A 21,032-nucleotide genomic window follows, 5' to 3' on the forward strand; every position below is an offset into this window, starting at 1 on the left:
GTGCCCCTCCCGGCGACGGCGTGGCGGGCCGAGGTGGAGTTCGAGCGGCGGCTGGTCCACGCCGGGGGGACCCTCTACCCGGTGCCGTACCTGCTCGGCTGGTTCACGTGGACCGAGACGCGCTACTTCCTCGTGGCCGCGCTCGCCGTCGTCCTCTCGCTGGAGTTCCTCCGGCTCGTCGTCGGGCTCGACCACCCCCTCTACCGGAAGCTCACCCGGGAGTACGAGTCGGACGCGCTCGCCGGCTACGCGTTATACCAGGTGAGCATGACCGGCGCGGTCCTCCTCCTGGAGCCGACGATCGCGATCCCCGCGATGTGGATGCTGTCCGTGGGCGACCCCGTCAGCGGCGCGCTCGCGGACAACGAGGCCACGGAGGCGAAGCGGCCCGCCGCGTGGATCGCGATGTTCCTCGTCTGCTTCGGGCTCGCCGTCCCCTTTACGATCCCCGCGTTCGGCCCCGACGTGGGCGTCGCCGTCGCGATCGCCGGCGCCGCCCCCGCCGCCGTCGCCGACGGGCTCCCCCCGATCGTCCGCGGGGTCGCGATCGACGACAACCTCACCATCCCGCCCGCCGCCGCCGGGGGGATGCTCCTCGCGATCGCGGTGTTGGGGTAGCCTGCGGGACGGCTCACGGCTCGTTTACGAGCGAGGAGAGCGGTGGCCGTTTATAAACAAACAGTCGCGGCGGCGCGCGCCTCCGAGTGGTCGCCTCCGGCGGCCACGAGGAGCGCGTGCGAGGGAGTCGCTGGCGCCGGCGGCGCCAGCGACAGGGCGAGAGCTTCGCTCTCGCTTGCAACCGGACGTAGTCCGGTGACGAGGCTGGGGAGGCATGAGGTGCGGTTGCGGTACGGGGTGGGACTCAAAGGGGCAGCCGTGAGGCGGGCGCAGGCGACGTAAGCACTGGAAGGAGCGAGCACCGCGAGCGACTGAAGCGCGCAGCGAGCGTGCGCCCGCCTCACGGCTGGGGCTTTGGAGGTCGTCATCACGACATCAACAATTTATAAGCGAGCGGCTTGGGCGGTGGAGATTCCAGTGACGTGAGCGAGCACAGCGGTTTATAACGATCAACGGAGCGAAGATCAGACGAATCGCACCCGCAGCTACCGAACCCGGAGGAGTAGACGAAAAACGCGTATGAGAGACCGCTTACGTCGCGCGGCGTTCCTTCGCCTTCGGGCGGAGGTTCGTGTAGCCGCACTTGCGGCAGCGCTTCGCGTCGGAGGAGTTGCGGGCGTTACAGCGCATGCAGATCTGCCGGTCGAGGTTGCGGCGTTCCGCGGCGTCGAAGCTGGCCATACGGCTACTGTCGCGGCGACGCTGTAAAAGGTTGCGAGACGCGGCGGCGGGTCGGAGACCGCTCGCGCCGCCGAATCAGACGGCGAGTCCGGGCCTCAGGCGCCGGCCTCGGAGAGCGCGGCCTCGATGTCCTCGCGCTGGGTGACGCCGACGAACCGGTCCACGACGCCGTCGTCGTTCTCGACGATCAGCGTCGGGAGCGAGCGCACCTGGTACTGGTTGGCGACGTCCTGCTCCTCGTCGACGTTCACCTTCTGGAGCTCGAAGGCGTCGCCGAGGTCCTCCTGGATCTCCTCCAGGATCGGGTCCTGCGTCTTACACGGGCCGCACCAGTCAGCGTGAAAATCCAGCAGTCGAACAGTCATTATCCGGGCGGTCATTCCGGCGGACCGCGCATAAGGGTTTCCCACTGGTGCACGCCTCGCCGGTGCTCGCCCCGTCCGCGCACGCGCCCGAGGGCTCTGAGCGAGATCCCGATCCCGCGCCCCCGTCCGCGACCGCGAACGAAACGTTTAGAACACCTCGGAAGCCACTCGCAGGTATGAGCAGTGGTTCCAACTCCGGCGGGCTGATGTCCAGCGCGGGACTCGTCCGCTACTTCGACAACGAGGACCGGAACGCGATCTCGATGAGCCCCAAGACCGTCCTCGCGTTCTGCGTCCTCTTCGGCGTCTTCGTGCAGGTCCTCTCGCTGACCGTCGCGTAACCGGCCCGAGACGGAGGTTCGTCTCCCGCACTCGCAAAGCCCCGTAGCGCGTCCTTTTTGCCCCTCGCCGACCGAACCTATCGCATGAAAGCAGGCGTCATCGCCGTGCAGGGCGACGTGGCCGAGCACGCCGCCGCCGTCCGGAACGCCGCGGCCGCCCACGACGAGTCCGCGGCGGTCGTCGAGGTCCGCGACGCCGGGATCGTGCCCGACTGCGACGTCCTCCTCATGCCGGGCGGGGAGTCGACGACCATCTCGCGGCTGATCCACCGGGAGGGGATCGCCGCCGAGATCCGCGACCACGTCGCGAGCGGGAAGCCCGTGCTCGCGACCTGTGCCGGCCTCATCGTCTGCTCGCGGGACGCGAAGGACGACCGGGTCGACGCGCTCGGGCTCGTCGACGTCTCCGTCGACCGCAACGCGTTCGGCCGCCAGAAGGACTCGTTCGAGGCGAAGATGCCGGTGACCGGGCTCGACGAGCCGTTTCACGCCGTGTTCATCCGGGCGCCGCTCATCGACGACGTGGGCGCCGACGTCGAGGTGCTCGCGACGGTCGACGGCCGACCGGTCGCCGTGCGCGACGGCCCCGTCGTCGCCACCGCGTTCCACCCGGAGCTCACCGACGACCCGCGGATCCACGACCTCGCGTTCTTCCCCGAGGACGAGGTGGTCGCGTGAGCGACACGGAGGCGGACGCTGACGGAGAGCCCGACGCCCCGTCCGAGGCCGTCCTCGACGAGCTGTTCGCCACCATCGAGTCGCGGAAGGCGGAGCTCCCCGAGGGGTCGTACACCGCCTCGCTGTTCGCCCACGAGAAGGGCGAGAACGCCGTCTTGGAGAAGATCGGCGAGGAGTCGACGGAGGCCATCCTCGCGGCGAAGGACGACGACCGCGACGAGCTCACCGCCGAGAGCGCCGACCTCGTCTACCACCTGCTGGTGCTGCTCGCGATGAAGGACCTCGACCTCGGCGACCTGCGCGGGGAGCTCCGCGAGCGGTTCTGACCGCCTTCCGCGCGAACCTGGGTTCCCGCTCACGCCCCCCCGCCCACGCCACTCACGTCTACCGCTCGCGTTCGAGTTCGCGGTCGAGCTCGTCGAACTCCTCCGTCTCCAGCTCGCTCTCGATCCGACGCTCGAACTCCGCCTCGCTGATCTGCCCTTCGACGTACTGCCGTCGGAGTCGGTCTTGACGGCGCTCCGCCGCGTCGTCGGTCGACGTCGACGAGGACGACCGCGAGTCGCCGATCGAGCCCGCGTCGACCGAGGCGTCGTCGCTCCCGGAGAGCCACGACCCGGCCTTGTACGCGACGTAGACGACCCCGGCGAGAACGGCGAGCGTGACGACCCCGGAGATCACCGCCCACGCGAGGCTCAGGATCGCCGAGACGACGGAGACGAGGACGCTGACGCCGATCAGGACCGCGAGCGCGACCGCGCCGTAGTAGAGGGCCTGCTTCCCGTCCATACCGGGGAGTGACGCGTCCGACCGCAAATACCTTCGGCCGGGGGCGATCCCACACCGTCCCGGCGTCAGAAGACTTATTCTCGGGGGTATTCGTTACATTCGGAAATGGCACCGGAACCGCGAACCCGACCGAGACGCGTCCCCGTGCGGTCCGACGAGGGACGAACGTGACCGAGTCCGGCCGCCGGAGCGGTGGATCCGAAGGGCGAACCGTCGACCGCCGGACCGTCCTCGGCGCGCTCGCGGGCGCCGGGACCGCCGCGGTCGCCGGCTGCTCCGGCTCCGAGCCCGACGACGCGCCGACGGGCGACCTGGACTCCGATCGGCTCGACGAGCTCGCGGCCCGCTTCGCGCCGACGCTGTACTTCGACGCCGCGGAGCCGTGGTACCCCACGGACCCGCGTCCGTACGCGACCGAGGCGGACGGCGAGACGGTCGTCGACGGCTTCGCGGCGTTCGACGGCTACCACGAGCGGTTCGAGGCGGCGGGCGCCCCGCCGGACCCGACGGTGTTCTACAACGGCGTCCGGTACGAGGGCTCGCCGCTCGCGGTCGTCCAGTTCTGGTTCTACTCCGCGTTCGACCAGTTCACGGCGAACTTCCACTGGCACGACTGGGAGGTCCTCCACGTGTTCGTCGACCTCGACACGGGCGACCCGCAGCTGTACGTCGCCAGCTCGCACTCCCGGAGCGTCCCGAACAACGAGTTCCTCGACCCGGACCCCGAGGTCGTCCCGCGGATCCTCCCCGAGCTCGGCTCGCACTCCAGCACGCTCTCGGTCAACGAGATCCCCGACGGCTTCCGGCGCGTCGGCGAGGACGGGCTGCTCGCGGACATCACCAACACCACGATCGACACCGTCGAGGACCTCCTCGGGATCCCGATCGCGTACGGGCTCCCCCGCGACGAGGGGGCGCGGCTCCCCTTCGTCGTCCCCGAGTACGAGGGCGAGCCGATCTACGAGCACCCCGACCTCCCCTCGGTCACGGAGTCGTCGCTGGTCGACGGGGCCCTGACGGTCCGGTCGCTCGACGCGCTGCGGTCGCCCCCGACCGACCTCCCGCTCCGGGAGACGGGGATCGCCTTCCGCCACGCCGACCGGGAGGACCCGCTCGCGGACGAGACCGTCGACGAGGTCGTCGGCTACGAGCTCGTCGAGAGCGCCGAGCTGGAGGAGATCGCGGCGTTCACCGGGCCGCAGCTCAGCTTCGAGTTCGCCGTCCCCCAGGCGGTCGAGGACGCCGTCGCGAGCCACATCACGACTACTGGCGTCCCGTGGGAGCAGCCCCGCTACGAGAACCCCGCGCTCGACGTCACCGCCGGGAACCACCGGGCGGAGCTCGCCGCCAGGTACGACGCGATCGCCGCCGACGAGTCGGTTGGGAGCGAGGCGGCCGGCGCGCTCGACGCGGTCGTCGCTCGCGTGACGCGGGCGATCGAGACCGATGAGGCCCCCGATGGCGAGGGGCTGACGACGACCGACGCGGGCGTCGAGTCGGTCGTCCTGATCGAGAGCGACCCCGAGGCGGTCCCGACGTTCGCCGGCGGGGTCGCGGTCGCGAACGGGGTCCCGGAGGGCGACCACCGCCTGACGGTGAACGGCGCCGGACGGGCGCCGCACAGCGAGCAGCTGACGGTCTCGGCCGACGAGCCCGTGACGGCCGCGGGCGCGGACGGCGAGATCCCGCTCGTCGCCCGCGGTGACGCGCGGAAGGTGGAGCTGTCGGACGCGGAGAGCGACGTCGACCTGGCGCGGACGGCGATAGAGGACGACTTCGCCGGGCGGATCTACGACTCCGCGATCGACGGGAGCGACGCGGCCTACGTCCACGCCGGCGGGGCGTACACGACCGAGATCCGCGACGCCGACGGCGAGGTCGGCGCGTACCGGGTCAATCCGGATCCGTCGTTGGGGGGGAGCGGCGACGGCTCGGGCGACGAGGACGGAACTCCCGGGAACAGCCCGATCCGGATCGAGCGCCCGGAGACGGGGGCGGCCCCGCTCGCCGGCTACGTCGCCGACGTGGCAGAGGAGACGCGCGCCGCGGTCGCGGCCGCGGCGGCGGAGGGCGACGACAGTGACGACGGCGACGAGGATGACGACGGCTCCGGCGGCGGGAGCGGCGGCGGAGGCGGCGGTTCCGGCGGGGGCGGTTCCGGCGGCGGCCCGTCGAACGCGGTGAACGGGCTCGAACGCGCCCTCGCCGCCGCGGTCGACCAGGCGAGGCGGGCCGAGGAGCGCGCCCGCGAGGGCGACGCCGAGGGGACGGAACGCCAGTTAGCGAACGTGCTCGACCGGATCGCGCGGATCGAGGAGCGGCTCGCGGCGGCCCGCGACGGGCTCCCGCCGGGGCTCGCGAACGCGACCGGAAGGCGAGTCGAGCAGGCGACGCGGCGCGTCGAGCAGGCGCGGAACGCCGAGAAGCTGTAGCGGCCGGACGGTCCCCGCCCGGGGCGCCAGCGCGCGAGGGGGGCGGCGGCGCGCAGCCATTCCGATCCTCGCCCACGGGGGAGCGTGTCACGCCGCACCAGTGGATGGAAAGCTATACGACGCCGACCCGACCACGAGTATATAAGCAGATGTCTCAGGAGGGTTACGACCACACCGCGGTCGAGAATCGGTGGCAGGAGGCGTGGGACGACGCCGCCGTGTATCACACGCCGGACGAGGCCGACGACCCGACGTACGTCCTCGGGATGTACCCGTACCCGTCCGGGAAGCTCCACATGGGCCACGTCCGCAACTACACGATCACGGACGCGTACGCCCGGTACCGCCGGATGCGCGGCGACGACGTGCTCCATCCGATGGGGTGGGACGCGTTCGGCCTCCCGGCCGAGAACGCCGCCAAGGAGCGCGACACCAACCCCCGCGACTGGACGTTCGACTGCATCGACACGATGAAGGGGCAGATGAAGTCGATGGGGTTCGGCTACGACTGGGACCGCGAGATCACCACCTGCACGCCGGAGTACTACGAGTGGAACCAGTGGCTGTTCGGCCGCTTCGCCGACGCCGACCTCGTGGAGCGGCGCGAGGCCGAGGTGAACTGGTGTCCCTCCTGCGAGACCGTCCTCGCCGACGAGCAGGTCGAGGGCGACGCCGAGCTATGCTGGCGCTGCGACACCCCCGTCGAGACCCGCGACCTCGACCAGTGGTTCCTGGAGATAACCGAGTACGCCGACGAGCTACTTGAGGCCATCGACGACCTAGAGGGGTGGCCCAACTCGGTCCGACAGATGCAGCGCAACTGGATCGGCCGGCAGTACGGCACGACGCTGGATTTCGAAGTCGACGGGCACGGCCCCGTCGAGGCGTTCACCACCCGCGTCGACACCGTCCACGGCGCGACGTTCTTCGCGCTCGCGCCGGACCACCCGATCAGCGAGGAGCTGGCCGCCGAGGACGACGCGGTCCATCAGTTCGTCCACCACGAGGCCGACCCCGATGGCGACGAGCCGAACGGCGTCGAGACCGGCCTGACCGCGACCAACCCCGTCACGGGCGAGGAGATCCCCGTCTTCGTCGCCGACTTCGTCCTCTCGGACGTGGGGACGGGCGCGCTGATGGCGGTGCCCGGCCACGACGAGCGCGACCACGCGTTCGCGACGAAGAAGGGCCTCGACATCGTGCCCGTCGTCGCCCCCGAACCGGACGACTGGGACGGCGAGACGGTCCCGGACGCGCCGGACGTGAGCGAGGAGCCGTTCACCGACGACGGGGTCCTCGTCAACTCCGGCGAGTACAGCGGCCTCGACAGCGAGACGGCCCGCGAGCGACTCACCGCGGAGGTCGAGAGCGCGGCGGAGAGCACTCAGTACCAGCTGCGCGACTGGGGGATCTCCCGCCAGCGCTACTGGGGCACCCCGATCCCGGTCGTCCACTGCGACGACTGCGGCCCCGTGCTCGTCCCGGACGAGGACCTGCCCGTCGAGCTGCCGGAGTTCATCAACACCACCGGGAACCCGCTGGACGCCGCCGAGGAGTGGAAGGCGACGACCTGCCCGGAGTGCGGCGAACCCGCGACCCGCGAGACCGACACGATGGACACGTTCGTCGACTCCTCGTGGTACTTCCTGCGCTACGTCTCGCCCGGCCTCGACGACGCCCCCTTCGACCTGGAGCGCGCGAACGACTGGATGCCGGTCGACCAGTACGTCGGCGGCATCGAGCACGCCGTGATGCACCTGCTGTACTCGCGCTTCTTCACCAAGGTGCTCGCCGACGAGGAGGGACTGGAGCACCGCGAGCCGTTCACGAACCTGCTGGCGCAGGGGATGGTCCAGCTGGAGGGCGAGAAGATGTCGAAGTCGAAGGGGAACGTCGTCTCCCCCCAGCGGATCGTCGACGAGTACGGCGCGGACACGGCCCGGCTGTTCATGCTGCAGGCGGCCCGGCCCGAGCGCGACTTCGACTGGTCCGAGGAGGGCGTGCGGTCCACCCACCGGTTCCTGGCACGGCTGAGCGACCTCGTGGAGGAGCAGGCGGCGGGCGGCGGGGCGGGGGACGGTGCGGGCGACGCGGACGCCGCCGACGCCGCCACCGCCGATCGCGACACGATCGACGACTACGTCGCCGACGAGATCGACGCCGCCGTCGCCGTCGCGGGCGACGAGTACGACGACCTGACGTTCAACGTCGCGCTCCGCGAGGCGCAGGACCTCGTGGGGACGCTCCGGAGCTACCGCGAGCACGCCGACCCGGACCCCGACACCTTCGAGCGCGGGCTCGACGTCGCCGTCCGCCTGCTCGCGCCGGTCGTCCCGCACCTCGCCGAGGAGCTGTGGGAGGCGCTCGGCCGCGACGGGTTCGTCGTCGAGGCCGACTGGCCGACCGCGACGGTCGACCGCGACACCGTCGAGAAGCGCCGACGGCTGGTCGCGAACACCCGCGAGGACGTGCGCGACATCGTCGACGTCGCCGGCATCGAGGACCCCGAGCGGATCGACGTGGTCGTCGCGCCCGACTGGAAGTACGACGCGCTGTCGATCGCGATCGACAGCGACGCCGACAACCTCATCTCGGAGCTGATGTCGGAGTCGCACATCCGCGAGCGGGGGGACGCCGCCGCCTCGTACGGGCAGGACCTGCAGGCGAACCGCGAGGCGCTGCGGGCGACCCTGTCGGGCGACGAGGAGTACGACGCGCTCCGTGCGGCCGCGTGGCTGATCGAGCGCGAGTTCGACGCGCCGGTCCGGGTCGAGCGCGCCGCGGACGCCGACGAGAGCGCGGTCCGGAAGGCCGAGCCGGGACGGCCCGCGATCGACATCGTCGAGTAGCGGCCGGCTCCGCTCTCGAATATCTCCGACGGCCCGGAAGCGATTAGTCGACGGCGACGCCCGAACCCGTATGGACGACCCGTACGCTCCCGCCCGCGACGCACTCGCCGGCGATGGGCCCGACGGCGACGCGCGCGACTCCGCGGACGCCGACCCGGCGGTCCTCGCCGCCCGTCTCGACGACGCGGACCCGCTCGCCGGGTTCGCGGACCGGTACCGGATCCCGGACGACCTGCTCTACATGGACGGCAACTCGCTCGGCCCCGCGAGCGACGCCGCCCTCGCGAGCCTCGACCGCGTCGTCGACGAGTGGCGCGAGCTGCTCATCTCGGGGTGGACCGACGCCGACCCGCCGTGGTTCTCGGTCGGGGAACGGCTCGGCGACGCGCTCGCGCTCCTCGTCGGCGCCGACCCGGACGAGGTCGTCGTCGGCAACTCGATCACGGTGAACATCCACACCCTGATCGGCACCTTCCTCGACGAGCTGCTGGCGGGGAACGGGCCCGAGCGAGAGGGGGTCGAGCGCGCCGACGGGAGCCGGGACGCCGGGGTCACCCCCGCCGTCCTCGTCAACGAGCTCGACTTCCCCTCCGACCACTACGCGATCCGCGCGCAGCTCCGGGGGCGCGGGATCGACCCCGACGAGAAGCTCCGGGTCGTTCCGAGCCGCGACGGGCGGACGATCGACCCCCGAGATGTCGAGGCCGCGCTGGAAGCGCACGACGACGTGGGGATCGTCTTCATGCCGACCGCGCTGTACCGGTCGGGACAGCTGTTCGACGTCGAGCGGATCACCCGGGCCGCCCACGAGGCGGGCGCGTACGCCGGCTTCGACGCGGCCCACTCCGCGGGGGCGGTCCCGCACGAGTTCGGCGCGGCCGGCGTCGACTTCGCCGTGTGGTGCACGTACAAGTACCTCAACGCCGGCCCGGGGTCGATCGGCGCGCTGTTCGTCGCCGAGCGCCACCACGGGCTCACGCCCGCGCTGGCGGGGTGGTGGGGTCACGAGAAGGCGACCCAGTTCGAGATGAACATGACGTACACCCCCGCCGACTCGGCTGGCGCGTGGCAGATCGGGACGCCGCCGCTGTTCTCGGCCGCGCCGCTGGAGGGGTCGGTCGAGCTCCTGCGCGAGGCCGGAATCGAGCGCCTGCGCGCCAAGTCGCTCGCCCTGACCGACTTCCTGATCGCCCTCGTCGACGACCGGCTGCCCGAGGTGTCGGTCGGCACGCCCCGAGAGCACGCCGCCCGCGGCGGTCACGTCGCGCTGGAACACCCGCACGCCGAGCGACTCAGCGAGGCGCTCAAGGACCGCGGCGTGGTCGTCGACTTCCGTCCGCCGAACGTGGTCCGCGTCTGTCCCGCGGCCCCCTACACCTCGTTCGCCGACGTGCTCGACGTGGTCGACGAGATCGAGGCGATCCTCGACAGCGGCGCGCACGAAAAATACGAGACGAGCGAGGGCGGCGTGACGTAGGGGGCGACGTCCATTTATAGCGAGATATGAGGTGGCGCGTGCCGATGAGCAGCCGTAAGGCTGCGAGTCGCACGCGCGAGGGAGCCCGCGGCCGCCCTTGGCGGCCGCGGCGAGGCTGGGGAGGTGTGAGGCTGCGGTGCCGTGCAGTCGGGGCGGGATTCAAAGGGGCAGCCACGAGGACGAAGCACGGCGCAGTAAGCACCGCAGGAACGAGCGAAGCGAGTGACGAGGAGCACAGCAAGCCGCGCGAGTCGTCGTGGCTGGGGCTTTGGCGGCGTTCTCCGGCGACCTGTAGTCAACTGCTTATGAGCGAGCGGCCGGGGCTTTGGCGGTGTTCACCACTATCAACCGGTCATCAACGTATAACCGACTACCAACCACTTATAAACAGAATTCGTATAGCGACGGGCTTAATCGCCCGAGCACCCAATCCGAACCGATCACAGAATGGCGGAACCGTCGGGCATGGACGCGTTCGCGCACCTCAGGAGCGAGGTCCGGGAGGCGCTCTCCGACCAGGGGTTCACCACTCCCACGGAGCCGCAGCGCGAGGCGATCCCGCCGCTCGCCGAGGGGCGGAACGCGCTCGTCCTCGCCCCGACGGGCACCGGGAAGACGGAGACCGCGATGCTCCCCGTCTTCGACGCGATCGTCGACGCTCGGGATTCGCCCGGAGACCGGCCTCGCGAGGGTATCTCCGCGCTGTACATCACCCCGCTCCGCGCGCTCAACCGCGACATGATGGACCGGCTGGAGTGGTGGGGCGACTGCCTCGGCGTCGAGGTGGCGGTGCGCCACGGCGACACCACGCAGTACGAGCGGTCGAAGCAGGCCGACGACCCGCCGGACGTGCTCATCACGACGCCGGAGAGCCTGCAGGCCATCCTGACCGGCTCGAAGATGCGCGTCGCCCTCGAAGACGTCGCGCACGTCGTCGTCGACGAGGTCCACGAGCTGGCCTCGGCGAAGCGCGGCGCGCAGCTCACGGTCGGGCTCGAACGCCTCCGGCGCGTTTCGGGGCCGTTCCAGCGGATCGGCCTGTCGGCGACCGTGGGCACTCCCGAGGAGGTCGGGCGGTTCCTCGTCGGGAGCGGGAAGCGCGACCCCGACCGCGAGGGCGACCGTGCGTTCGAGATCGTCGAGGTCGCGGCCGGGACGCGGACCGACGTACGCGTGCTCGACCCCGAGATCACCGAGCGCGACTCCGCGCTCGCCGGCGAGCTCGCGGTCGACGAGACGACCGCGAGCCACGTCCGGACGATCCGCGAGATCGTCGCGAACCACGAGTCGACCCTGATCTTCGTCAACACGCGACAGACCGCGGAGGCGCTCGGGTCGCGGTTCAAGGCGCTCGCGGAGCGGGAGGAGACGGACGAGGGAGTCGGCGACCCCACCGAGATCGAGGTCCACCACGGCTCGCTCTCGAAGGACGTGCGGATCGACGTGGAAGACCGGTTCAAGTCGGGCGAGCTCGACGGGCTCGTCTGCACCTCGTCGATGGAGCTCGGCATCGACGTGGGGCGGGTCGACCACGTGGTCCAGTACGGGAGCCCGCGCGAGGTCGCCCGCCTGCTCCAGCGCGTCGGGCGCGCGGGGCACCGCCGCGATCTTGTCTCGGAGGGGACGGTCGTGACGCAGGGGGGCGACGACACGCTCGAAGCGCTGGCGATCGCCCGGCGCGCCGGCGAGGAGCTCGTGGAGCCGGCCGCGATCCACCACGGGAGCCTCGACACGGTCGCGAATCAGGTCGTCGGCGTCGTGATGGACGAGGGCGACGTGCACGCCCGCGAGGCGTACGAGATCGTCACGAGCGCCTATCCGTTCCGGGAGCTCTCGGAGCCGCAGTTCCAGGAGGTCGTCCGCGAGCTCGACGGCAACCGCCTGCTGTGGCTCGACGAGGAGTCGGACACCCTCGAGAAGTCCGGGGGCACGTGGCAGTACTTCTACGCGAACCTCTCGATGATCCCGGACGAGTCCACCTACGAGGTGTACGACATGTCCTCGCGGCGGGGAATTGGTACCCTCGACGAGCGGTTCGTCGTCAACTTCGCCGGCCCGGGCGAGACGTTCATCCAGCGCGGCGAGATGTGGCGGATCACGGAGGTCGACGAGGAGGAGGAGCGCGTGAACGTCACGCCCATCGCCGACCCCGCGGGCGAGGTGCCCTCGTGGATCGGTCAGGAGATCCCGGTCCCGAAGCCCGTCGCGGAGGAAGTGGGACGGATCCGCGGCGAGGCCGCCGAGGCGCTCGCCGCGGGGTCGACCCCCGAGGCGGTCGCGGCGGACCTCGCGGAGCGCTACCCCGCCGACGAGGAGACGATCGCGAGCGCCCTGCAGCCGGTCGTCGACCACGTCGACGCCGGCCACCCCGTCCCCACCGACCGCCGAGTCGTGATCGAGGGGAGCGCGCGCACCGTCGCGGTCAACGCCGCCTTCGGCCACGAGGTGAACGAGACCCTCGCGCGCCTGCTCGCGGCGCTCGTCGGTCAGCGCGCGGGCTCGTCGGTCGGGATGGACGTGGACCCCTACCGGATCGAGTTTGAGGTCCCTCACGGCGTCAACCCCGGGACCTTCCGCGAGGTGCTGGAGACGACCGACCCCGACCGGCTGGAGGCGTACCTCGAACTCGCCCTGAAGAAGTCGGACGCGCTCAAGTTCACGCTCGCGCAGGTCGCCGCGAAGTTCGGCGCCGTCAAGCGCTACCGCGAGGGGAAGGGGCGGTTCGGCGGCGACCGCCTGCTCGCGGCGCTGGAGGGGACGCCCGTCTACGACGAGGCGCTCCGCGAGGTGTTCCACGCCGACCTCGCGGTCGGGGAGACGGCCGAGCTGTTGGCCGACCTGCAAGACGGGTCGATAGAGACCGCGATCGCCCGCGAGCGCACGCCGCTCGGGACCGCCGGGCGCTCCGCCGGGACCGAGTTCCTCGTCCCGGAGAACGCCGACGCCGACGTGATCGAGACGGTCCGCGAGCGCATCCGGAACGACCGCGTCATCCTCTTCTGTCTCCACTGCGCCGACTGGCGGCGCACGACGAAGGTGCGGCGCGTCCCCGACCAGCCGGAGTGCCCCGACTGCGGCTCGACCCGCGTCGCCGCGCTGAACCCGTGGGACGACGAGACGGTCGCGGCGGTCCGGGCCGACGAGAAGGACGAGGAGCAGGAGCGGCGGACGGAGCGGGCGCATCGGGCGGCGAGCCTCGTCCAGACGCACGGGAAGCGCGCCGTGATCGCGCTGGCGGCGCGGGGGGTCGGGCCGCACAACGCCGCGCGGATCATCAACAAGCTGCGCGAGGACGAAGACGAGTTCTACCGCGACGTGCTCAGACAGGAGCGCGAGTACGCGCGGACGCAGTCGTTCTGGGACTAGATCGAGACTCAACTGTTACGGTCATTGATAAGCAAAACCGTGGTGCGATCGTTCAGTTATAAATAATCGGCCGTGCGACGAATACGTCCAACGCCCCGGTAGCTCGGTGATACTTTTTTAGCTACTTCACCGTGGCACCGCCAAAGCCCCAGTCGCGAGGACTCGCGCGGCTCGCTGCGCGCTTCGGTCGCTCACTTCGTTCGCTCCCTCCATTGCTTGCGTCGCCGTGCTTCGCCCTTCCGAGAGACTTCGTCTCTCGTCTTCCCGCTCGCTCCGCTCGCGGGAATCGCGACTTGCCCCTTTGAGTCCCGCCCGCACAGCGCCGCACAGCCTCACACCTCCCCAGCCTCGTCGCTCGCTCGGGCTCCCTTCGGTCGCCCGCTCGCGACTCCCTCGCGCGTGCTGGCTCGCGGCCGCCACGGGCGGCCGCTCGCAGGCGCACGCCACCGCACATCTATTTATAAATAGTCACCGCTGTCGCCCCCACGATTCGCCCCCTATTCGTCCGGGTACTTCGGCTCGCGGCGCTCGGCGCGCTCGGTCGCGCGCTCGATGACCTCACGGACCGTGTCGGGGCCGTCGCTCGCGCGGTAGACGTCGCCGTGTCCGGGGTACATCGCCTCGACGGTGTCGGGCAGGCGGTCGAGGAGCGCGTGCAGGCTCTCGATCAGCGTCTCGCGCGACTGGCCCGCCATGTCGGTGCGGCCGAAGGATCCGTCGTCGAACGCGCCGTCGTTGTAGACGACCACGTCGCCGGAGTAGAGCCGCTCCTCGCCTACCAGAGCCACGTGGTCGTCGGCGTGACCCGGCGTCTCGACGACCTCGCAGGGCTCGCCGCCGACGAGCACCTCGTCGCCGTCGCCGATCGCCACGTCGCGTCGCGGGTGCGCGGCGTTCGCGTAGAGGGTGGCGTCGAAGCGGTCGAGCACCGCGTCGAGCTCGCCGACGTGGTCGTGGTGTTGGTGGGTCAACACGACACGGTCCAGCCCGTCGACGCCGGCGTCGTCGAGCGCGTCGGCGACGACGTCGTCGACGCCCGGCATCGTCCCGGCGTCCACGAGGGTCGGCGCCTCGCCCGGCACGAGGTACGCGTTGCAGGTGAACTCCTCCGCGTCGGCGGTGGCGGTGATCGGCTCCATACCCACACGAGGGCGTTCGCGGCGTAAAAACGTGTGCGGGCCCGGAGGGCGTTCCGGCAGGGGATTTATCAGTCGCGCTCTGTTAGTCGTACACACAGATGGGCTTCGGAAGCTACGACGAATCCGAACAGGAGAATCAGGACCTGGACGCGGATTTCGACGACGAGGACGGAGTCCGAGCGGCCGAAGAGGTACACGAGGGCGAGGTCGACTACGAGCCCGGCGCCTCGAACGACGAGCTCCTCGACCGGCTCCAGGAGATCAAGTCCGAGGAGACCTGATCGGGTGACAACGCCGAGCCGGACGCTCGGAATCGCATTCTCCGACGGCGACCGAACCAGCCGCCTAGCCGGCGCCGTCGTCAGGGCCGACGGGACCCTCGACGGGCTCGCCTTCGAGCGCTGCGCGGTCGGCGGCACCGACGCGACCGACGCCGCGATCGCGCTCTTCGACGCGCTCGACCGCGAGGACGTGCGACACGTCGCCTGCGCCGGCGTCGCCCCGGCGTGGTTCAACGTCCTCGACCTCCGCCGACTGCACGAGGCCCTCGACCGACCCGTCTACGCCGTGAGCTACGAGCCGAGCCCCGGGCTCGAACCCGCGCTCCGCGAGGCGTTCGACGGCGACGCGCTGGAGCGCCGGCTCGGCGTCTACCGGTCGCTCCCGCCGCGCGTCCGGGTCGAGCGCGACGGGCCGGACGCCGGCGGGGCCGACGACGCCGGGGGCGGCTACGTCGACGACGCCGACACCGAGAACGGCGGCGCCGACCCCCTCTTCGTCCGCGCGGTCGGGATCGACGACGGCCGCGCGGCCGCCGCCGTCCGCGACTCGGTCCGGGAGGGGTTCCGGCGGCCCGAGCCGCTCCGGCTCGCCGCGCTCGCGGCGAGCGCGCACCGCGAGGCGGTCGCGGGGGGGTGACGGCGGGTCCCGCGCGACCGCGTCCGCCGCGCCGGATATATGTCGCCCCCGCCCGACGGCCTCGGCATGAACGACGGCGACCCGACGGCCGACGGCCCCGACCGGGGCGACCCCGCCCCCGACGTGACGTTCCGCGACCGCGAGCGCCTCGTCCGAACGCCGGCCCACGGCGTCGCCCTGGACTGTCTCGCGGCCGGGATCGCAGCCGCGCGCCCGGACCGACTGATCCCGGGCGCCGCGTCGGTGCGCGACGGGATCCTCCGGATAGAGGGAGCAGAGACGGGGAGGGGAGTCGGGAGCGCCGACGGGGTCGGCGAGTACGACCTCGACGATTACGACCGCGTGCTTCTGATCGGCGCGGGCAAGGCGTCCGCGGAGGTCGCCGCCGCGCTCGCCGGCGTGTTCGAAGACGGCGACTACGGGATCGCCGAGGGCGTCGTCGTCACCGAGGACCCGGAGACGGGACCGTCGACGCCTGGGGTCGAGATTCTCCCCGGAGACCACCCGGTGCCGAGCGACGCGGGCGTGGAGAGCGCGCGACGCGCCCTCGATCTGGCCGAGCGCGCCGGCGCGGACGACCTCGTGATCGTCGCGGTCACCGGGGGCGGGAGCGCGCTGCTCGCGGCGCCCGCCGACCCGATATCCCCCGACGATCTCCGCGATCTGACCGAGGCGCTGCTCGCCTGCGGCGCGTCGATCGACGAGATCAACGCGGTCCGCAAGCACTGCTCGGCGGTCAAGGGCGGGCGGCTCGCGCGGGCGGCGGCGCCCGCGACCGTCGCCACGCTCGCCGTCAGCGACGTGATCGGGGACCCGCTCGACGTGATCGCGAGCGGGCCGACCGTCCCCGACCCCTCCACCTACGGGGAGGCGCTGGCGGTGCTGGACCGCTACGACCTCGACGTCCCCGACTCGGTGCGCGAGCGGCTCAGTGCGGGCGCGGCGGGCGACCTCGCGGAGACGCCGACCGCGGGCGATCCGGCGTTCGACCGGACGCGGGCGTTCGTCGTCGGTAACGGCCGGACCGCGCTCGACGCCGCCGCGGACGCCGCCGCCGAGCGCGGGTACGAGCCGCTGACCCTCGCCGCCGGGGTCCGGGGAGAGGCCCGGGCGGCCGGGACCGCCCACGCGGCGATCGCGGAGGAGTGTGCGGTGCGGGGGTCGCCCGTCGAGCCGCCCGCCGTACTGCTCTCGGGCGGCGAGACGACCGTGACGCTCGGCGGCGCCGACGGGACCGGCGGGCCGAACGCGGAGTTCGCGGCGAGCGCCGGCCTCGCGCTGGCGGAGGGACCGCTCGGCGAGCGCGAGGGGGCGGCGGGCGACGGGGGAGAGGCCGACCCCCGGATCGTCGTCGCCGCCGCCGACACCGACGGGATCGACGGCCCGACCGACGCCGCGGGGGGGATCGCGGACGCGACGACGCTGGACCCGGACGCCGCCCGCGACGCCCTCGACCGCCACGACGCGTATCCGCTGCTCGACGAGGCCGACGCGCTGCTCCGCACCGGTCCGACCGGCACGAACGTCAACGACCTGCGCGCCGTCGTGGTCGAGGCCGCGGACGGGGAGTGAATCGGGGCGGTACCGAGGAGTGAATCGGGCCGCTCACGACGGGTAAGTCGGGACCGCCGGCGCCTACCGGTCGGCGCAGTACTCGACGAAGTTCCGCAGGATCTTGAGCCCCGTCTCGCCGCTCTTCTCGGGGTGGAACTGCGTGCCGAACACGTTGCCCGCCTCGTTGGCGACGACCGCCGGGAAATCGACGCCGTAGTCGGCGGTGGCGACGACCGCGTCCGGGTCGTCGGGGGCGGCGTAGTACGAGTGGACGAAGTAGGCGTGCTCGCCCTCCACGCCGTCGATGATCGGGTGGTCGCGCTCGATGTCGAGCTCGTTCCACCCCATGTGCGGGACCTTGCGGTCGACGTCGAACCGGACGTTGGTGCCGGGGATCAGGTCCAGGCCCGTCACCTCGCCTTCCCCCTCGTGGTCGGCCTCCTCGCTGGAGGTGAGGAGCATCTGCATCCCGAGGCAGATCCCGAACAGGGGGCGACCCGCCTCGGCGTGGGCGGTCAGCGCCTCGCGCAGCGGGCCGGCGTTCTCCATCCCCTCGCGGAACGCGCCGACGCCCGGGAGGACGACCCCGTCGGCGGCGGCGAACGCCTCGGGGTCGTCGGTGATCTCGACGGACGCGCCCGCGCGCTCCAGCCCGCGGGTCGCCGACCGGAGGTTGCCGAGCCCGTAGTCCACGAGCGCGACGGACACCTCCCGGTCCGTTGCTGAGTCGTCCATGCCGCCGCTTGATCACCTGCGTGGAAGTCAGTTTCCATCCGTCCCGCCTTACATATCAGTACATATCTGTCTGTATATTTAAACAGCAAAACTTTTGAGAGCTTAGTCGGATTCACAGACGTACTCCTCATGGCGAAACGACGCAAGTTCCTCAAGATCGCGGGTGCGGGAAGCATCGTTGGACTCGCGGGATGTAGCGGCGGCGGTGGCGGCGACGGGTCAGACGGCTCCGGAAGCTCCGACGGGTCAGACGGCTCCGGAAGCTCCGACGGGTCAGACGGCTCCGACGGCGGCGACTCGGAGAGCGAGCCCGAGATGACCTTCGGCGGCGACGGCACGGTCGACTTCGGCATCTCCCCGTCGGTCCCGCAGGAGGACCTCAACGTGCAGTACTCCCCGCTCGAAGATCACATCGGGAGCTACCTCCGGGAGAACTACGATGTCCCCAGCGACCTCAGCGTTGAGGGGACCATCGGAAGCAACTACAGCGCCATCATCCAGTCGCTCGGCCAGGGAACGCTGGACATCGCCGAGACCGGGCCGTTCGCGGCCGCGCTCGGCGTGAAGACCGACAACGCGGAGATCATCCTCCAGCGGTACGGCTACGGCGGCTGGACGTACAAGAGCATCATCGCGACGCCGAACGACAGCGACATCGAGGAGCTGTCCGACCTCTCCGGTAAGACGGTCGCGTTCTCCGACCGCCTCTCGACCAGCGGCGCGCTGTACCCGCTGTACAGCATGTCGAGCGAGGGCGACCTCGACGTCGGCGAGCTCCCCGAGGGCAACGGGTCGCAGGCCGAGTTCGACGCCCGCTTCGCCGGCGGCCACGTCGGCTCGTACACCCTCCTCGAACAGGGACAGGTGGACGCCGCCGCGATGGGCGGGTTCGTCCGCGACACGAAGACCGGCCCCGCGCCCGAGGAGTGGCAGGAGGTCGCGACCACGCTCCACGAGGACGAGGGGCTCCCGCGCGCGCCCATCGTCGTCTCCCCGGAGCTCAGCGACGATGTCCAGACGGCCATCCAGGAGGCGTTCCTGGAGGGTCCGGACAGCATCTACTACGGCGCCGACGGCGAGGACGGCACCGGAGACGACCTCTGGTTCAGCCGCGTCCGCGAGGCGAACCAGGAGGACTACCAGTCCGTCATCGACGTCGCCGACGAGCTCGGCGTCGGGACCGACATCTTCGAGCAGTAGATCCCCCCACCCCCGTTTCGGATCGCTTTTCACACGATCGGTCCGTTCTCGCACAAAGCCACACTCCATGCCAACGATCGAATTCGAAAACGTCACCAAGATCTACGACGAGGACACCGTCGCCCTCGACGACGTGTCCTTCACCATCTCCGAGGGGGAGTTCGTCATCCTGCTCGGGCCCTCCGGCGCCGGGAAGTCGACGATGCTCCGGGTGTTGAACGGGCTCACGCAACCGACCGAGGGGACCGTCCGGGTCGGCGGCGAGGAGCTCAGCGGCAACCGCAGCGAGGTCGGGATGGTGTTCCAGGAACACTACCTCATCGAGAGCAAGACCGCGTTCGGGAACGCCCTGTCCGGGGCGCTCTCGCGGAACGGGCTCCTTCGGAGCGCCCTCGGGATGCACGACGACGCGGACAAGATGACCGCCCTCGAAGCCCTCCAGACGGTCGGCCTCCTCGACGAGGCCGGCCAGCGCGCCGAGTCGATGAGCGGCGGGCAGAAACAGCGGGTCGGGATCGCCCGCGCGCTGGTCCAGGAGCCGGAGGTCGTCCTCGCCGACGAGCCGGTCGCCAGCCTCGACCCGAAGGCCGCCCGCGACGTGATGCGCTACCTGAAGAAGGCCGCGACCGACCAGGACCTCACGACGGTCACCAGCCTCCATCAGGTGAACATCGCGCGGGAGTTCGGGGACCGGTTCCTCGGCATCCGCGACGGCGAGGTGATCTTCGACGGCGACGCCGACGACCTCACGATGGACGAGATGGACCGGATCTACTACGGCGAGGCGCAGGGCGGCAAGGCGGTCCCGACCGGGGCGGCGGGCGACGAGTTCGACGGGAGCGACGCCGACGCCGCCGCCGACGGAGGGGGTCGGGCGTGAGCTCCGACTCCGCGATCGCGGACCAGTTCCGGGCGCTCGAACGGCTCCGCCGGCTCAAGTACGTCCTGTGGGGCGTGTTGCTCGCGGCGGTCCTCGGCGTCACCTACTGGGGGCTCGGCTTCATCGGCTTCCAGCCGAACGTCGTCGCCGGGCGGCTGCCGGGGATGTACGAGTTCATCAGGACCGGCTTCTTCCCGCCCGACTTCCAGAACTTCACGATCTACACCAAGGACCAGGGGATCACCGGACTACGGGCGATCCCCGCGAGCTTCGGCGACGGCGGGGCCCATATCGTCGAGAGCCTCCAGTCGTCGCGGCAGTCGCTGGTGAAGGCGAGCCTCGTGACGCTCCTCTTAGGCTTCATGGGCACCGTGTTCGCCTTCCCGTTCGCGCTCGTTCTCGGCGTGCTCGGCAGCGAGCGCGTCACCCCGTTCCCCTTCAACTTCGTCTTTCGGGGCACCCTCAGCGGCATCCGCGCCATCCCCGCGATCGTCTGGATCTTCCTGTACATCCCCATCGGGCCGCCGGGCCAGGTCACCGCGGTGCTCGCGATCGCGACCGACAGCATCGGGAACCTCGGCCGCCTGTTCACCGACGACCTCGAAGAGATCGAGGAGGGGCCGATCGAGGCGATCCGGTCGACCGGCGCCTCCGGCACCCAGACCGTGAGCTTCGGGATGCTCAGTCAGGTGTCGCGGTCGTTCATCGCGTGGACGCTGTACATCCTGGAGATCAACACCCGGATCGCCATCTCGCTCGGCGTCGTCGGCGCCGGCGGCCTCGGGCTGATGATCCGGAACAGCCAGGACCTGTTCGAGTTCCAACAGACCGCCGCCGGCCTCGTGATGGTGTTCATCGTCGTGCTCGGCATCGAGCTGATCTCCTCGCGCATCCGCGCCCGGCTCCGGCCCGGCGAACACGAGGGGAAGGGGCTGCTCGAAGCGATCCGCGGCCTGTTCGACCCGCGGAAGTGGCTCGGCGTCGGCGACCGCCGCGACCGGGACTGACGG

General features: G+C 71.1%; 18 protein-coding genes and 1 pseudogene. 14 read left to right on the top strand and 5 right to left on the bottom strand.

Annotation, left to right across the window (positions count from 1 at the left end):
• Window positions 1-618: a dolichol kinase gene (locus NO900_RS10575; RefSeq protein ID WP_256409189.1), complete on the top strand. Its 618-nt coding sequence runs from the start codon at window positions 1-3 to the stop codon at window positions 616-618.
• 531 nt (window positions 619-1,149) lie between these two features.
• On the opposite strand, the gene NO900_RS10580 is transcribed toward NO900_RS10575, so the two are convergent.
• Entirely contained in the window at window positions 1,150-1,299 is a 150-nt protein-coding gene (locus NO900_RS10580; protein ID WP_256409190.1) for a 50S ribosomal protein L40e, read from the bottom strand.
• 95 nt (window positions 1,300-1,394) lie between these two features.
• Window positions 1,395-1,664, bottom strand: coding sequence for a thioredoxin family protein (locus NO900_RS10585; RefSeq protein WP_050033154.1), 270 nt, complete (start codon window positions 1,662-1,664; stop codon window positions 1,395-1,397).
• Window positions 1,665-1,840: 176 nt separating this feature from the next.
• On the opposite strand from NO900_RS10585, the gene NO900_RS10590 reads away from it, so the two are divergent.
• The 3 genes and pseudogenes from NO900_RS10590 (at window position 1,841) to hisE (ending at window position 3,009) form a co-directional block, all read left to right on the top strand.
• The gene (locus NO900_RS10590) at window positions 1,841-2,005 is read left to right on the top strand and encodes a preprotein translocase subunit Sec61beta (protein WP_123113924.1); all 165 of its coding nucleotides are present in this window, start codon (window positions 1,841-1,843) and stop codon (window positions 2,003-2,005) included.
• A gap of 33 nt (window positions 2,006-2,038) precedes the next feature.
• Window positions 2,039-2,683, top strand: a pseudogene (pdxT, locus tag NO900_RS10595) (pyridoxal 5'-phosphate synthase glutaminase subunit PdxT); the annotation flags it as partial.
• Window positions 2,680-3,009: a phosphoribosyl-ATP diphosphatase gene (hisE, locus tag NO900_RS10600; protein WP_321169223.1), complete on the top strand. Its 330-nt coding sequence runs from the start codon at window positions 2,680-2,682 to the stop codon at window positions 3,007-3,009. The pseudogene pdxT and the gene hisE, both read left to right, overlap by 4 nt.
• A 58-nt stretch (window positions 3,010-3,067) precedes the next feature.
• Here hisE and NO900_RS10605 read toward each other — a convergent pair whose 3' ends face one another.
• Window positions 3,068-3,472: an SHOCT domain-containing protein gene (locus tag NO900_RS10605; RefSeq protein ID WP_256409192.1), complete on the bottom strand. Its 405-nt coding sequence runs from the start codon at window positions 3,470-3,472 to the stop codon at window positions 3,068-3,070.
• Between the two features lie 167 nt (window positions 3,473-3,639).
• Here NO900_RS10605 and NO900_RS10610 point away from each other — a divergent pair, with 167 nt between their 5' ends.
• The 4 genes from NO900_RS10610 to NO900_RS10625 all read left to right on the top strand — a co-directional run bounded on the left by NO900_RS10610 (window position 3,640) and on the right by NO900_RS10625 (window position 13,596).
• A complete protein-coding gene (locus NO900_RS10610) occupies window positions 3,640-5,904 on the top strand; it encodes a hypothetical protein (protein WP_256409193.1) in 2,265 nt (754 codons plus the stop codon).
• Window positions 5,905-6,053: 149 nt separating this feature from the next.
• Window positions 6,054-8,753, top strand: coding sequence for a leucine--tRNA ligase (gene leuS, locus NO900_RS10615; protein WP_256409194.1), 2,700 nt, complete (start codon window positions 6,054-6,056; stop codon window positions 8,751-8,753).
• A gap of 70 nt (window positions 8,754-8,823) precedes the next feature.
• On the top strand, window positions 8,824-10,230 hold the full coding sequence (kynU, locus tag NO900_RS10620; protein ID WP_256409195.1) for a kynureninase: 1,407 nt from the start codon (window positions 8,824-8,826) through the stop codon (window positions 10,228-10,230).
• A 447-nt stretch (window positions 10,231-10,677) separates the two neighbouring features.
• A complete protein-coding gene (locus NO900_RS10625; protein WP_256409196.1) occupies window positions 10,678-13,596 on the top strand; it encodes a DEAD/DEAH box helicase in 2,919 nt (972 codons plus the stop codon).
• 497 nt (window positions 13,597-14,093) lie between these two features.
• Here NO900_RS10625 and NO900_RS10630 read toward each other — a convergent pair whose 3' ends face one another.
• The gene (locus NO900_RS10630) at window positions 14,094-14,735 is read right to left on the bottom strand and encodes an MBL fold metallo-hydrolase (protein WP_256409197.1); all 642 of its coding nucleotides are present in this window, start codon (window positions 14,733-14,735) and stop codon (window positions 14,094-14,096) included.
• Between the two features lie 98 nt (window positions 14,736-14,833).
• Here NO900_RS10630 and NO900_RS10635 point away from each other — a divergent pair, with 98 nt between their 5' ends.
• From NO900_RS10635 to NO900_RS10645, 3 genes are all read left to right on the top strand, one after another.
• On the top strand, window positions 14,834-15,016 hold the full coding sequence (locus tag NO900_RS10635) for a DUF5786 family protein (RefSeq protein ID WP_256409198.1): 183 nt from the start codon (window positions 14,834-14,836) through the stop codon (window positions 15,014-15,016).
• Between the two features lie 4 nt (window positions 15,017-15,020).
• Window positions 15,021-15,653, top strand: coding sequence for an endonuclease dU (locus NO900_RS10640; protein ID WP_256409199.1), 633 nt, complete (start codon window positions 15,021-15,023; stop codon window positions 15,651-15,653).
• A gap of 66 nt (window positions 15,654-15,719) precedes the next feature.
• Complete coding sequence (locus tag NO900_RS10645; protein WP_256409200.1) at window positions 15,720-17,225, top strand: glycerate kinase type-2 family protein; 1,506 nt, start codon at window positions 15,720-15,722, stop codon at window positions 17,223-17,225.
• 63 nt (window positions 17,226-17,288) lie between these two features.
• Here the strand turns inward: NO900_RS10645 and hisH are convergent, their stop codons facing one another.
• The gene (hisH, locus tag NO900_RS10650; protein WP_256409201.1) at window positions 17,289-17,942 is read right to left on the bottom strand and encodes an imidazole glycerol phosphate synthase subunit HisH; all 654 of its coding nucleotides are present in this window, start codon (window positions 17,940-17,942) and stop codon (window positions 17,289-17,291) included.
• Between the two features lie 129 nt (window positions 17,943-18,071).
• On the opposite strand from hisH, the gene phnD reads away from it, so the two are divergent.
• From phnD to NO900_RS10665, 3 genes are all read left to right on the top strand, one after another.
• Window positions 18,072-19,142: a phosphate/phosphite/phosphonate ABC transporter substrate-binding protein gene (gene phnD, locus NO900_RS10655; protein ID WP_256409202.1), complete on the top strand. Its 1,071-nt coding sequence runs from the start codon at window positions 18,072-18,074 to the stop codon at window positions 19,140-19,142.
• A 67-nt stretch (window positions 19,143-19,209) separates the two neighbouring features.
• Complete coding sequence (gene phnC, locus NO900_RS10660; protein ID WP_256409203.1) at window positions 19,210-20,022, top strand: phosphonate ABC transporter ATP-binding protein; 813 nt, start codon at window positions 19,210-19,212, stop codon at window positions 20,020-20,022.
• Window positions 20,019-21,029, top strand: a complete 1,011-nt coding sequence (locus NO900_RS10665) for a PhnE/PtxC family ABC transporter permease (RefSeq protein WP_256409204.1) — start codon at window positions 20,019-20,021, stop codon at window positions 21,027-21,029. Before phnC ends, NO900_RS10665 begins: the two co-directional genes overlap by 4 nt.
• The last annotated feature ends 3 nt before the right edge of the window (window positions 21,030-21,032 follow it).

It is taken from the genome of Halorubrum rutilum, from assembly GCF_024494565.1.

Bases quoted from the DNA above. Each gene is read 5' to 3' on its own strand.
- leuS (WP_256409194.1), top strand. From the start codon at position 6,054: ATGTCTCAGGAGGGTTACGACCACACCGCGGTCGAGAATCGGTGGCAG.
- NO900_RS10635 (WP_256409198.1), top strand. From the start codon at position 14,834: ATGGGCTTCGGAAGCTACGACGAATCCGAACAGGAGAATCAGGACCTG.
- NO900_RS10605 (WP_256409192.1), bottom strand. From the start codon at position 3,472: ATGGACGGGAAGCAGGCCCTCTACTACGGCGCGGTCGCGCTCGCGGTC.
- NO900_RS10580 (WP_256409190.1), bottom strand. From the start codon at position 1,299: ATGGCCAGCTTCGACGCCGCGGAACGCCGCAACCTCGACCGGCAGATC.
- NO900_RS10630 (WP_256409197.1), bottom strand. From the start codon at position 14,735: ATGGAGCCGATCACCGCCACCGCCGACGCGGAGGAGTTCACCTGCAAC.
- hisH (WP_256409201.1), bottom strand. From the start codon at position 17,942: ATGGACGACTCAGCAACGGACCGGGAGGTGTCCGTCGCGCTCGTGGAC.
- kynU (WP_256409195.1), top strand. From the start codon at position 8,824: ATGGACGACCCGTACGCTCCCGCCCGCGACGCACTCGCCGGCGATGGG.
- NO900_RS10625 (WP_256409196.1), top strand. From the start codon at position 10,678: ATGGCGGAACCGTCGGGCATGGACGCGTTCGCGCACCTCAGGAGCGAG.
- phnC (WP_256409203.1), top strand. From the start codon at position 19,210: ATGCCAACGATCGAATTCGAAAACGTCACCAAGATCTACGACGAGGAC.
- phnD (WP_256409202.1), top strand. From the start codon at position 18,072: ATGGCGAAACGACGCAAGTTCCTCAAGATCGCGGGTGCGGGAAGCATC.
- NO900_RS10585 (WP_050033154.1), bottom strand. From the start codon at position 1,664: ATGACTGTTCGACTGCTGGATTTTCACGCTGACTGGTGCGGCCCGTGT.
- NO900_RS10645 (WP_256409200.1), top strand. From the start codon at position 15,720: ATGAACGACGGCGACCCGACGGCCGACGGCCCCGACCGGGGCGACCCC.
- NO900_RS10590 (WP_123113924.1), top strand. From the start codon at position 1,841: ATGAGCAGTGGTTCCAACTCCGGCGGGCTGATGTCCAGCGCGGGACTC.